This window comes from Moraxella catarrhalis, assembly GCF_001632285.1.
Lineage (GTDB): Bacteria > Pseudomonadota > Gammaproteobacteria > Pseudomonadales > Moraxellaceae > Moraxella > Moraxella catarrhalis.
Genome location: NZ_LWAH01000001.1, coordinates 110,945 through 124,501, shown reverse-complemented (window position 1 = coordinate 124,501; position 13,557 = coordinate 110,945). Strand labels below are relative to the sequence as shown.

The following is a 13,557-nucleotide window of genomic DNA, read 5'->3' as shown; positions in this document are numbered from 1 at the left end:
ACCTTATAGGTCAAGTAGTAGCATTGATGGATCTTCAATCAACTCCTTAATTGTCACTAGGAATTGAACTGCTTCTTTGCCATCAATCAAACGGTGATCATAAGATAACGCAAGATACATCATCGGTAGGATAACAACTTCGCCATCAACTGCCATTGGACGCTCATTGATTGCATGCATGCCCAAAATTGCAGTTTGTGGTGGGTTGATGATTGGTGTTGATAACAATGAACCAAACACACCGCCATTGGTAATGGTAAATGTACCGCCAGTCATCTCCTCAATGCTCAGTTTACCATCACGCGCCTTAGTTGCATAATCACGAATGCCCGCCTCAACATCTGCCATACTCATGCGATCAGTATCACGCAGCACAGGCACAACCAAGCCACGATCGCTTGATACCGCCACACCCACATCATAATAACCATGATAAATGATATCGCTACCATCGATCGATGCATTCACTGCTGGGAAACGCTTCAAGGCTTCGGTGGCAGCCTTAACAAATAATGACATAAAGCCAAGTTTAACGCCATGACGCTTCTCAAAACGATCTTTGTATTTGGCACGCAAATCCATCAACGGCTTCATATTAACTTCATTAAATGTCGTCAACATCGCAGTTTCTTGAGTGGCTGACAATAGTCGTTCAGCGATACGCTTACGCAGACGAGTCATCGGCTCACGCTTTTCGATACGCTGACCAACAGCTGTGGCAATCACTTGACCGTTATCAGCTTTTAGGGTAGGGTTAATCATATCAGATTTGGTCACCCGACCGCCACGCCCTGAGCCTTGAACATCAGCAGGATTAACGCCAGTTTCTTTGGCGGCTTTTCTGACTGCTGGGCTGTGATCTTTATATTCAGCTTCTGATGTTGCTGATTCATCTTTTGGTTGTACTGGTGCTGCAACCGATGCTGGATCAATGGTTGTGCCTTTATCAGCTTCGTCTTTTGACAGCTCACCATCTTTTGATGGTGCTTCACCTGCTGGTGCTGACGCACCCGCCTCAAAAATTGCAACCACTTCTGCCGATAATACGGTATCATCCACATTCTTAACGATACTGGTAATCACACCATTGTCAGGCGCAACAATCTCCAAAACTACTTTATCAGTCTCAACTTCAGCCAAAAGTTGGTCACGGCTAACGGCTTCACCTTCAGCAACATGCCATTCAACGATCGTACCATCTTGTACTGATTCTGGAAATACAGGGGCTTTAATTTCAGCCATAATAAACTCCTTCAAGTTTATAAATCAAAATATGTTATTTTAAATACTAAATGTTATTAGCCAAAACGCACACGGCACTTTGGCTAATGAATGTTACTTCAAGGCTTCCACTGTCACACCCAAGGCTTCAGCAATCAAAGCTTTTTGTTGTTCGGTGTGCAGTTTTGGTGAGCCTGTCGCAGGTGCAGCAGCGGCAGGACGCGCCGAAGGTGTAATAATTTTTGCCTTCGTTGGTGCAGGTACTACCATACGGAATAGCTCAGGTGCTAAGTAATACCAAGCACCTTGATTCAGCGGCTCTTCTTGTGCCCACATGATTTCTTCTAAGTTTGGATACTTGTCAATTTCAGCCAAGATGCGTTCTTCAGGCAACGGATACAGCTGCTCAATACGAACAATAGCGATATGCTCTTGACCCAGTTTGCGACGCTGATCGAGCAAATCATAATACACTTTACCGCCACAAAGTACCAAGCGTGTCACCTGCTCATGATTGATTGAATCAATTTCAGGCAAGACAGTTTCAAATTTGCCCGATGCCAATTCTTCTAAATTAGAGGTTGCAAGTGGATGTCTAAGCAAGCTCTTAGGCGACATCACAATCAATGGTTTGCGGATTGGGCGTACTACCTGACGGCGTAAGGCATGGAAAATCTGTGCTGGCGTTGTTGGCGTAATAACCTGCATATTATCCTCAGCACACAGCTGCAAGAAACGCTCCAGACGCGCTGATGAATGCTCAGGACCTTGACCCTCAAAACCATGAGGTAAAAGCATCGTCAAACCACAAACACGCTGCCATTTGGTTTCGCCAGATGAAATAAACTGATCGATCACCACCTGTGCACCGTTCACAAAGTCGCCAAACTGTGCTTCCCAAATAATCAATGCATTCGGCACTGTGGTGGCATAGCCATATTCAAAAGCCAATACCGCCTCTTCTGATAGCAGTGAATTATAAGTGGCAAAGCGTGCTTGGTCTTTGGTGATATGTTGCAGAGGAATATACATACTGCCATCATTCATATTATACAGTTCTGAATGACGATGTGAGAATGTGCCACGACCGACATCCTCGCCTGTAATACGCACCAATGAACCTTCAGCAGCAAGGCTAGCATATGCCAAAGTCTCAGCCGCGCCCCAGTTAAGAGGTTCTTCACCAGTTTGCATCGCCAAACGCTGCTCAACGACTTTCGCCACTTGACGCTGCAGGGTAAACCCTTCAGGGATTTTTGCCATCGCACGACCATAGGATTTGAGCTTTTCGATATCGACGCCCGTTTCCCAGTCGTCTTGCAAATCGTGACCTAAATAAGGCTTCCAATCAACGAACAGTTCAGTATTTGGCTCGCTGACCAAACCGCCTGCAACAAACTCACCACGATCCAATAGTTCACGATAGTCATCTTCAAGCTTGGCACCCTGCTCATGAGTGATGATACCCTCTTGAACCAATTGCTCAACATATTGGGCACGCGTGGTCGGTAGTTTTTTGATGACTGCATACATCAAAGGCTGTGTCGCAGATGGCTCGTCAGATTCGTTATGACCATTACGGCGATAACAGAAAATATCTAGCATAACATCTTTGCCAAATTCACGGCGGTAATCCACAGCCAATTGAGAGGCAAATACGACCGCTTCAGGGTCATCGCCATTGACATGCAAAATCGGTGCATGAACCATTTTGGCAACATCAGTACAATACTCTGTCGAGCGAGCGTCTTCAATACGAGAAGTGGTAAAGCCAACTTGGTTATTGATGACAATATGAACCGTACCGCCAGTCTTATAGGCGCGTGTTTGAGACATTTGGAAAGTCTCTTGGTTAACACCCTGACCTGCCAGTGCGGCATCTCCATGCACCACCAAAGGCAAAACCGTACTGTTATCAATTTGTAAGCCATATTTTTCAGAACGGCGTGCTTGGCGTGCTCTTACCGAACCTTGAAGCACGGGAGAGACAATCTCAAGGTGTGATGGGTTAAATGCCAATGCCAAGTGCATCTCACCGCCTGGTGTCATGACATTAGATGAAAAACCATTGTGATATTTCACATCTCCTGAACCATTAACAGGCTGCACTTTACCATCAAATTCATCAAACAAATCGCTTGGTTTTTTGCCCAAAATATTGACCAAAAGATTCAAACGGCCACGGTGTGCCATACCAATGACAACCTCTTTTGAGCCATGAGCACCTGTGCGTTGTACCATCTCATGCACTGCAGGAATGAAGCTTTCGCCACCTTCTAGGCCAAAACGCTTGACACCTGTATATTTACGAGCTAAGTATTTCTCCAAACCTTCAGCCGCTGTTAGACGCTCTAGAATTTCTAATTTTTTATCTTTGTCAAATTTGATATGACCGTGATTTGACTCGATATAATTTTCAATCCAACGCTTTTCAACCCCCTGAAAAACATGCATATATTCATAACCAATGCTTTGGCAATACACACGCTCTAAGATTTCGATAATTTCACGCAATTTAGCTTCTGATTTCCCAATCGCCAAATCATTGGTTGGAAATGTGGTGTCCAAATCTGACTCCGCCAACCCATGAAATGCCAAAGTCAAATCCTCAACCTCTGGACGCGGATGTAGCCCCAATGGATCAAGATTTGCCTTGCGATGACCACGGCGACGATAGGCAGAAATTAATGCCTGCACCGCCATTTGTTTAGGATGATGCTCGACAGATGAGTCGCTTGATTTTGCGGTCAATCCTGATTGGTTGCGTGCCAACAATAAAAACTGCTCTTTGATTGCATTGTGTGGTGCATCATCATCTTGACGATAAGTAGCAAAATAATCTTGCCACTCTTTGCTCACACTTTGGCTGTCTGCCATATATTGTTCATACAGTGCTTCGACATAGGCTGCACTGTCTGCCGCCAATTCGGTGTTTGCAAAGGCCACCGTATCTTTACTACTGTTTGTCATTCGTTTTTCGCCATTTTATTAAAAAAGTTGATGTGCCATGCTCTTGACAACCATGGCTGTCAATCTGTATCAAAACTGACACATAGGTATGCATAGTGTACGCCATTTGGATAAAGATAACAAGGGTGATAATTACCCTAAAATACAATTATCCTTATAAAGCCAAAAAAGCGTAGATACTTTTACCTGAGTATAAACTTACGATCACCAAGGCTAATTTTTGGTGTTATATGCAACAATGGATAACATTATTAAGATTTATTTCATTTTATCAAAATACTATCAAAGATACGCATGCCCTGATATGGCGATCTTAGTGATACCAATATAAAAAGCCGCACCCAGCGATACGGCTTTTTATAGATTTAAAATATGCTTAAAGTTTGATTATCCTGCTTGATCTAAAAGCATATTACGAATATGACCGATGGCTTTGGTTGGGTTTAACCCCTTGGGGCAAACGCTGACACAGTTCATAATACCACGGCAACGGAATAAGCTAAATGGGTCATCTAAGCGAGCCAAACGAGCTTGGGTGTCGGTATCACGACTATCAATAATAAAACGATAGCCATTTAATAATGCAGATGGGCCTAAGAATTTATCAGGATTCCACCAAAATGATGGGCAAGCCGTTGAACAGCACGCACACAAGATACACTCGTAAAGACCGTTCATTTTTTCACGCTCTTCTGGTGATTGCAATCGCTCTTTAGGCGGTGCAGGCTGGTTATTAATTAAATATGGATGAACTTTTTCATACTGTTCATAAAATTGGTTCATATCCACAACCAAATCTTTAATCACAGGCAACCCTGGTAAAGGTCGGATGGTGATTTTGTTTGGCAAAGTATTCATATTAATCAAGCATGCCAAACCATTTTTGCCATTGATATTCATACCATCAGAGCCACAAATACCCTCACGGCACGAGCGGCGGAAAGTTAAGGTTTCATCTTCACGCTTTAGGCGAAGTAAAACATCAAGCAACATACGGTCTGAATCTAGTAATTCAACGGTATATGACTGCATATAAGGGGCATTATCTTTGTCTGGGTCATAGCGATAAATCTCTACGATACGGGTGCCTCGACTCATGATTTTTCTCCAGTAATAATTTGGATAGGATTGGCGTCACGCCAACCCTCCGATATTTGGCTTAGGGTGATTAGAAAGTCCGAACACGCGGCACACAATAATCAACCGTCAATGGCTGCTTACGAACTGGCTTATACACAACTTTATTACCCTCTGAATACCAAAGTGTGTGCTTCATCCATTCGCTATCATTACGGCCAAGTGGTGCTGGCTCATAATCTGCTGGATGCTCATAATCAACCACCATATGTGCACCACGACATTCTTGACGCAGTGACGCAGAAATCATCGTTGCTTTTGCAACTTCATATAAGTTTGCTACCTCAAGTGCCTCAATACGGGCGGTATTAAAGACAGCTGATTTATCTGCCAAATGGATTTGCTCAACTTTTGGGGCAAGTGCCATGATTTTTTGTACACCTTCATCCATCAGTGCCTGAGTACGAAACACGCCAGCATGAGACTGCATGGTATTACGAATCTCATCAGCAACCTCTTGGGCATTGTAGCCTTCGGTAGAGTTTTGTAGCTTATCAAGACGAGACTGGGTAAAATCTAGCACCCGTGGATTAAGCGGCTTATAATTACGCCCCGTTTGGTTAAATTCATCAATGATGTGCTGACCTGCTGCACGACCAAACACCACCAAATCAAGCAGTGAGTTAGTACCCAAGCGGTTGGCACCATGAACAGATACACACGCACACTCACCAATGGCATAAAGACCTTTAACAATACGGCCTTCGGTATATAGACCCTGCTCATCAACAGGACCTTCTAGGTTTGGTACAGTAACCTGACCGTGAATGTTGGTTGGAATACCACCCATCATATAATGGATAGTCGGCACAACAGGCACAGGTTCTTTGGTAATATCCACATTACCAAAGTTTTTGCTAATCTCAAACACTGACGGCAAGCGCTTCATCAGCGTAGCAGCACCTAAGTGCGTCATGTCCATGACAATGTAATCACCATTGGGACCACAACCACGACCCTCTTTAATCTCTTGGTCCATAGAGCGAGAGACGAAATCACGAGGGGCCAAATCTTTTAGAGTTGGGGCATAACGCTCCATGAATGCTTCGCCATGCTTATTGCGTAAAATTGCACCCTCACCACGACAGCCTTCGGTCAATAGGACGCCAGCTCCTGCCACACCTGTTGGGTGAAATTGCCAAAATTCCATGTCCTGCAAAGGAATGCCAGCACGCACCGCCATGCCCAAGCCATCTCCTGTATTAATATAAGCATTGGTTGATGCTTTAAAGATACGACCTGCACCACCTGTTGCTAATACTGTGGTATTGGCTTGGAAAACTGAAATATTACCTGTTTCTTGGTCTAGGGCGATCACGCCATTAATATTACCTTCATCATCTTTAATCAAGTCGAGCGCAATCCACTCCACAAAAAACTGTGTGCCTTTTTCAAGATTTTTTTGGTATAAGGTATGCAAAAGCGCATGACCTGTACGGTCGGCGGCAGCACACGCACGAGGCACAGGTTTTTCGCCATAATTTGAGCTGTGACCACCAAATGGACGCTGGTAAATCGTACCATCTGCGTTACGGTCAAAGGGCATGCCCATGTGTTCTAGCTCATAAACGACCTTAGGTGCTTCACGGCACATATATTCAATGGCATCTTGGTCACCTAACCAGTCAGAGCCTTTGACGGTATCATAAAAATGAAAATGCCAGTTATCAGGACTCATATTACCCAAAGATGCACCGATACCACCTTGGGCTGCAACGGTATGTGAGCGAGTGGGGAAAACTTTGGTAATGACAGCGACTTTCATACCACCATTGACTAATTGCAATGACGCACGCATGCCTGAACCACCACCGCCAACGATGACGGCATCAAAGTTTAGCGTTGGGATATTATTAATTGTGTTATCTTGGTTTGTTGCCATGTTAATTCCTAATGATTGCATATTGCATTTGGTATTCGTATGTTGAAGCTTTGGTTAATTACCAAAAAATCATCACGCCCCAAAACAGATAGACCAAAACAGCGATAATGACCAAAGATTGGATGACCAAACGCAAACCTGATGATTTGACATAATCCGTCAAAACCGTCCACATGCCCACCCATGCGTGAAATACCAATGATAAAATCGCCACCAAGCTAAATAGCTTCATTGGTAGACTTAGCATAAAGCCTTGCCAGCTTTCAAAATTCACATCATTGAATAGGAAAAAGCCTACCATAACAACGCTATAAACTGCTAAGACAACCGCACTAATACGCTGTAAAATCCAATCTCGTGAACCTGAACCTGTCAAGCCAGTCGCACTTTTAATACCAGAATTATTTCTCATTAGAACATCACCCATACAAACGATGCGACAATCAGTACAGCCGCGATTACAAAACTAATCACCGCAGCAGTACGCCCAGATTTAAGCTCTTCATTCATGCCAGCATCAGCAAGCAAATGCTTGATACCCATAACAAAATGGTAAGCGGTTGCCGCCACAAAAATCCATGCCACAAAACGCAGGGCGATATTGTTAAATACAGCAGCAAAACTATCAGCTGATGATAATGAAGTTTGAAGAATACACAACATGACAGGCACAAGCAAAAACAGCACAATGCCTGACACACGATGCAAAATAGAAGCCATAGCAATCGGTGATTTTGAGTTCACCGCAATCACTTGGCTTAATGGTAGGTTAATCGGTCGGTTGCTTTTCACAGCGGGCATCCTTATCTAATTTACGCCGAAAAATGGCAAGGAGTAGCTGGCTGGCTTATCAATCGGGCAGTAGATACATAGGTAAATACGCAAAAAATACCGCCCAATCAATTCTCACAACTCATCACAGGTCATGAGCTTTTCAGCGAGCACCACAAAAAAATGCACAATCTTATCACGATAACCAATCACCAAACCATCAAAATTTCATGGTCTTATTATAGAGTCAATGTGTACTTATCAACAACGACTTATCATTAAAATTGATTGGTAGAAGCTTAATTTTCTGATAACTACGATTGATTATCGTTTAGAAAAATGCGAACATAAATGACCTAAATTATAAAACGCTTACTCAATAATTACAAACAAAATCCCAAACTTTGTGCAAAATTTCCGAAATTTTTCCAAAAAATACCTCACAAATGCGTGAATTAATTGTTACAAACAGTGTCAGGCTTTGAAAATTGCTTGCCAAGTAAGCAAATTGCCCCTAAAATCCAAGTTGAGCCAGTGGGTGAATGTTCACTAATTTTGTTCTTGATACGAAAAAGTCTTGTAACTTTATCAAAGTTTTTGTATTATCCAATTTTGTATTATCCAAAAGGTTCACTATTGATCGTGCCTACATGCAGATATGAATATATAACAAAACAAGGACGCCACACGATTTGGGCTAATGGCTTAGCCAATTTGTGTGAAATTATTCATCTGATTGTATTTGTATCTTATATGGTGCTAGCACCCACAAGGAAGTATGGTGACTGTTGTCATGTACAATACAAGGTTTTCAGATGATTTTAACCATAGATGAGGTCAATTATGTCAAAGAAAGTTACTCTTACCGTTGACGGTACCGAATACGACATGCCCGTGCTGGAGAGCACTTTGGGTCGTCCAGTACTGGACATTAGTGCTGTTGCCAAAGCAGGTTTATGGACTTATGATCCTGGCTTTATGGCGACTGCACCAGTAGAATCTGCCATCACTTTTATTGATGGTGAAAAAGGCGAGCTTTTACATCGTGGCTATGCCATTGACGACTTAGCATCCAAGGCTGAGTATTTAGAAGTTTGTTATGCGTTATTATACGGCGATTTGCCCAACGCCGAACAAAAACAAGCATTTTATCAACGCATCTCTGATCATATGTCTGTACACGATCAGTTGCGTAAATTCTTTGAGGGTTTCCGCCGTGATGCTCACCCAATGGCAATCATGGTTGGCGTGGTGGGCGCACTGTCAGCGTTCTATCACAACCATTTGGATATCTCCGATGCTGAGCATCGTGACAATACTGCCGTGGATTTGATTGCAAAAGTACCAACCCTTGCTGCGATGAGCTATAAATACTCAATCGGCGAGCCATTCATGTATCCACGCAAAGATTTTAGCTATGCTGAAAACTTCTTGTATATGATGTTTGCCACACCAGGTGAGCCAGATTATAAAGTCAATCCTGTGCTTGTCAAAGCGATGGATAAAATCTTTACCCTACACGCTGACCACGAACAAAACGCATCCACTTCTACCGTACGCTTGGCAGGCTCAACAGGTGCCAACCCATACGCATGTATCGCAGCGGGTATCGTAGCACTTTGGGGACCATCGCATGGCGGTGCTAACGAAGCTGTTCTTGAGATGCTTGATGAAATCGGCTCTGTTGAACATGTCGAAGAATTTATGGAAAAAGTTAAGCGTAAAGAAGTCAAATTAATGGGCTTTGGTCATCGTGTCTATCGCAACTTTGATCCACGCGCCAAAGTCATGAAAGAGACATGTGATGAGGTTTTGGGCGCTTTGGGCATCAATGATCCTAAACTCGAGCTTGCGATGAAACTTGAAAAAATCGCCCTAGAAGATCCGTATTTTGTTGAGCGTAAACTCTATCCAAATGTTGACTTCTACTCTGGCATCATCCTAAAAGCCATCGGTATCCCAACCTCAATGTTTACCGTAATCTTTGCCTTGGCGCGTACTGCTGGCTGGATTGCTCACTGGACAGAAATGCACTCAGAGTCTTTTAAAATCGGTCGTCCACGCCAGCGTTACACTGGCGAGACGCATCGTGAGTTCGTACCTGTGGACAAACGTAAATAATCCGCTTCATACGGATTTACTATAAAAATTTCCCCAAGTGATCGCTTGGGGAAATTTTTTGTGTTATAGATATCATCATCCCTAGCACCATACTGACCAAATCGCCAGAGTGTAAATCCTAGCAAGAAAGTGTTACACACAAATACTGGTCCTACCCAAAAGCATGGGTTTATAATAATACGATCAATCACCACCAAGGAGCCTGACATGATCATCAACAAACCTCTGCTTGCCATCGCTTTTGCTACTGCCTTGAGTGCTTGTAGTCAGCCCACCGCTGGCACTGAGCAAACAGCTGCACTAAGCACACAAAATGCACAAGAGACGCAGCACGCAGCACACGCCCATCACGATACCAGCATGCCGATGGCTGCACACACCAGCGAGTACATGCAGTCGATGAACACCATGCACGATGCGATGATGGCAGCTGCCACCAAAGCTCATGCCGATGTCGCTTTCGTTGAAGGGATGATCCCGCATCACCAAGGGGCGATACAGATGGCACAGATCGAGCTAAAATACGGCAAAGATGCCGCCATGCGTAAGCTTGCCCAAGACATCATCGATACACAACAAACCGAGATTGAATTTATGCAAAATTGGCTGACCACCGCCCAAGATAAAGATGCCATCGATGCCAATAGCGAGCACGCCAAAGCCTATCTTAGCGACATGAGTATACATGATGCGATGATGACAGGGGTACATCACGAAGATGCTGACATCGCCTTTGCCCAAGGGATGATTCCGCATCACCAAGGGGCGATACAGATGGCACAGATCGAGCTAAAATACGGCAAAGATGCCGCCATGCGTAAGCTTGCCCAAGACATCATCGACGCCCAAAACCCAGAGATTGCACTGATGAAACAGTGGCTCGGCAGTCGTGGTATCAGCCAATAATCAAACAAAAAACCCATCAAGCAATCACGCTTGATGGGCTTGGCAAGTCAGATGAGCGAATTATTTACCCAATCCTGCCTGCTGTAACAGCGCACCAAAGCTGCCCATCGTTTTGGCAGGTTTGGCGGTAGATTTTGGTTTGTCTTGGCGAGCAGGTTTGCGATCTGCTTTGGGCTTATGATTTGCCGATTTGTCTGCTTTATCCGCCTTGGCTGACTGATTAGCTTTGGCAGATTTTTCAGATTTCATACTAAAGCCAATACGCCCACGCACTTCATCCACCGAAATAACCCGAACTGTAACAATATCTTGAGGCTTAACAACATCAGCAGGGTTGGCCACAAAACCATCTGACAGCTCTGAGATATGCACTAAGCCATCTTGATGCACGCCAACATCGACAAAACAGCCAAAGGCGGTCACATTGGTCACGACGCCCTCAAGGGTCATGCCTACTTTTAAGTCTTTGATTTCATTAACATCATCACGAAACTTGGCAGTACGAAACTCTCCACGAGGGTCATGTGCAGGTTTGGCAAGCTCATTTAAAACCGTTGCCAATTGGCTAAAATTATCCGAACTGTCATTAAGCGCTTTGGTCAAGCTCTCATTGCCCAACACCTCATCTAGTGATTTACCATGCTGAGTTAAAATTTCATATACCAATCCGTAGCTTTCAGGGTGGACACCAGTAGCGTCCAGTGGTTCATCACCCTCTTTGATACGCAAAAACCCTGCCGCTTGCTCAAAAGTTTTGACGCCCAAGCGTGGTACATTTTTTAGTGCTTCACGGTTAGTAAAAGCACCATGTGCACGACGATACTCAACAATTTGTTGGGCAACATTTTTATTAAGCCCTGAGATATGAGCTAAAATTGCAGGGCTTGCGGTATTGACATCTACCCCCACCGCATTGACACAGTCTTCGGTTACCTTGTCTAAACTGCTTTCAAGCTCAGTTTGATTGACATCGTGCTGATACTGACCGACGCCGATCGCTTTTGGCTCAACCTTGACCAATTCTGATAACGGATCTTGTAAGCGGCGTGCAATCGACACAGCACCACGCACCGATACATCCAAATCAGGCAACTCTTGGGAGGCGATCTCGCTGGCTGAATAAACCGATGCACCCGCCTCTGAGACCACCAATGCCTGAGTAGATAAAGAAGCTTCACGAATGATTGATTTCACCAGCTCTTCACTTTCTCGGCTGGCAGTACCATTACCAATAGCGACCAATTCAACCTGATGCGTCTTAATCAGCGTCTCAATGCGATCTTTGGCTTCGGCCAGTTTATGGTGCGGCTTAAAAGGATAGACCGTATCAGTTGCCAACACCTCACCCATGCCATCAATCACCGCCATCTTGACGCCATGACTATAGCCCGGATCCACCCCCAAAATCGCCTTACGGCCCGTTGGAGCAACCATAAGTAGATGCTTGAGATTCTCTGCAAAAACAGCGATGGCATCCGCCTCTGCTGCCAAGCGACGCTCGGTTAAGAGGCGGTGCTCAATCTGTGAACGCCACTTAACCAGCCAAAGTTTTTTGGCGGTCTCGGTCAAAAATTCACCATTAGCAGCTTTTGGGTCAATCTCAAAATGACGCATGATCATCTCAATAAATGGTTCATCTTCACCATCAACATGTAACACCAATACATTTTGTTGACGCCCACGCAACATAGCAAGCAGGCGGTGATTTGATAGCTTGGCAAATGGTTCGGTATGCTCAAAATAGTCTTTGAATTTTTCGCCCACTTCACGCTTTTCTTCACCGATTAATTCAGAGCGAATGCTTGCCGTGGCATTAAATCCAGTGCGTACCTTGTCCAATAAGTCCAATGCTGTCGCCCATTCATCCAAAATAATCGCCTGAATGCCGACGATTTGTTTATCAAAATCACCAAAATCAGCCTCGAAAGTTTCGCCTTTATCATCGGTCAGCGTCTCAGGTGATACATAACCCTCAAGTGCTTCTGCTGGGCTTTGACCTGCCAAAACAGCATGTGCAATTGGTTCAAGTCCTGCCAATTTTGCGCGTGCAGCCACAGAGCGACGGCGTGGACGATAAGGCTGATAAATCTCTTCAAGCTCAAGCTTGGTTGAGGCGGTATTCACCCGTTCAGCAAGCTCATCCGTCATAACATTTTGAGCGGCCAACAAACCTAGGATTTTTTGGCGGCGTGCTGCCAAATCTCGCTCAATGATGAGTGATTTTTCAAGTTCACGCAAAATCTCATCATCTAGGCCGCCAGTATGCTCTTTGCGATAGCGAGCAATAAAAGGAACGCTTGCCCCTTCATCATAAAGTCTAGCAAATGCTTCAACCTGAGTGCTTTTGATGGCATGCGTTGCAGCAAGTTTGGCATAAATGGCTTGATGGTCGATTTGAATGTCGGTATCAGTCGTTGTGTTGGTCATAAGGATTCTTTTAATTACGCCGATTGGCAGGAAATGTTTACCTATTATACCAACTTTCACTCAAAACACCAAAGCCCAGCGCTCAAAGTCTACCGACAGCCTTTAAAATATCCTTTAAAATA

Annotated in this window: 9 protein-coding genes; 2 read left to right on the top strand and 7 right to left on the bottom strand. The window is 44.3% G+C overall.

All coding sequences use genetic code 11. The features are described 5' to 3' along the window. Window positions 1-3 precede the first annotated feature (3 nt). The 6 genes from odhB to sdhC all read right to left on the bottom strand — a co-directional run bounded on the left by odhB (window position 4) and on the right by sdhC (window position 8,011). Window positions 4-1,242 carry a 2-oxoglutarate dehydrogenase complex dihydrolipoyllysine-residue succinyltransferase gene (gene odhB / locus A4U55_RS00530; protein ID WP_003666545.1) on the bottom strand — a complete coding sequence of 413 codons (1,239 nt, stop codon included), beginning with the start codon at window positions 1,240-1,242 and terminating at the stop codon, window positions 4-6. A 93-nt stretch (window positions 1,243-1,335) separates the two neighbouring features. Then, entirely contained in the window at window positions 1,336-4,191 is a 2,856-nt protein-coding gene (locus tag A4U55_RS00525; RefSeq protein WP_063453886.1) for a 2-oxoglutarate dehydrogenase E1 component, read from the bottom strand. Between the two features lie 387 nt (window positions 4,192-4,578). Further along, the gene (locus A4U55_RS00520; RefSeq protein ID WP_003661014.1) at window positions 4,579-5,289 is read right to left on the bottom strand and encodes a succinate dehydrogenase iron-sulfur subunit; all 711 of its coding nucleotides are present in this window, start codon (window positions 5,287-5,289) and stop codon (window positions 4,579-4,581) included. A 70-nt stretch (window positions 5,290-5,359) separates the two neighbouring features. Further along, on the bottom strand, window positions 5,360-7,210 hold the full coding sequence (gene sdhA / locus A4U55_RS00515) for a succinate dehydrogenase flavoprotein subunit (protein ID WP_063453885.1): 1,851 nt from the start codon (window positions 7,208-7,210) through the stop codon (window positions 5,360-5,362). A gap of 58 nt (window positions 7,211-7,268) precedes the next feature. After that, entirely contained in the window at window positions 7,269-7,604 is a 336-nt protein-coding gene (gene sdhD / locus A4U55_RS00510; protein WP_187286500.1) for a succinate dehydrogenase, hydrophobic membrane anchor protein, read from the bottom strand. A 17-nt stretch (window positions 7,605-7,621) separates the two neighbouring features. Then, on the bottom strand, window positions 7,622-8,011 hold the full coding sequence (gene sdhC, locus A4U55_RS00505; protein WP_003661009.1) for a succinate dehydrogenase, cytochrome b556 subunit: 390 nt from the start codon (window positions 8,009-8,011) through the stop codon (window positions 7,622-7,624). A gap of 801 nt (window positions 8,012-8,812) precedes the next feature. Here sdhC and gltA point away from each other — a divergent pair. Then, on the top strand, window positions 8,813-10,102 hold the full coding sequence (gene gltA, locus A4U55_RS00500) for a citrate synthase (protein ID WP_003661007.1): 1,290 nt from the start codon (window positions 8,813-8,815) through the stop codon (window positions 10,100-10,102). Between the two features lie 207 nt (window positions 10,103-10,309). Continuing rightward, window positions 10,310-11,008 (top strand): CopM family metallochaperone, encoded by a 699-nt coding sequence (gene copM, locus A4U55_RS00495; RefSeq protein ID WP_003662116.1) that lies wholly within the window; start codon window positions 10,310-10,312, stop codon window positions 11,006-11,008. Window positions 11,009-11,068: 60 nt separating this feature from the next. Here copM and A4U55_RS00490 read toward each other — a convergent pair whose 3' ends face one another. Beyond that, window positions 11,069-13,435 (bottom strand): helix-hairpin-helix domain-containing protein, encoded by a 2,367-nt coding sequence (locus A4U55_RS00490; protein WP_003663367.1) that lies wholly within the window; start codon window positions 13,433-13,435, stop codon window positions 11,069-11,071. Window positions 13,436-13,557 lie beyond the last annotated feature (122 nt).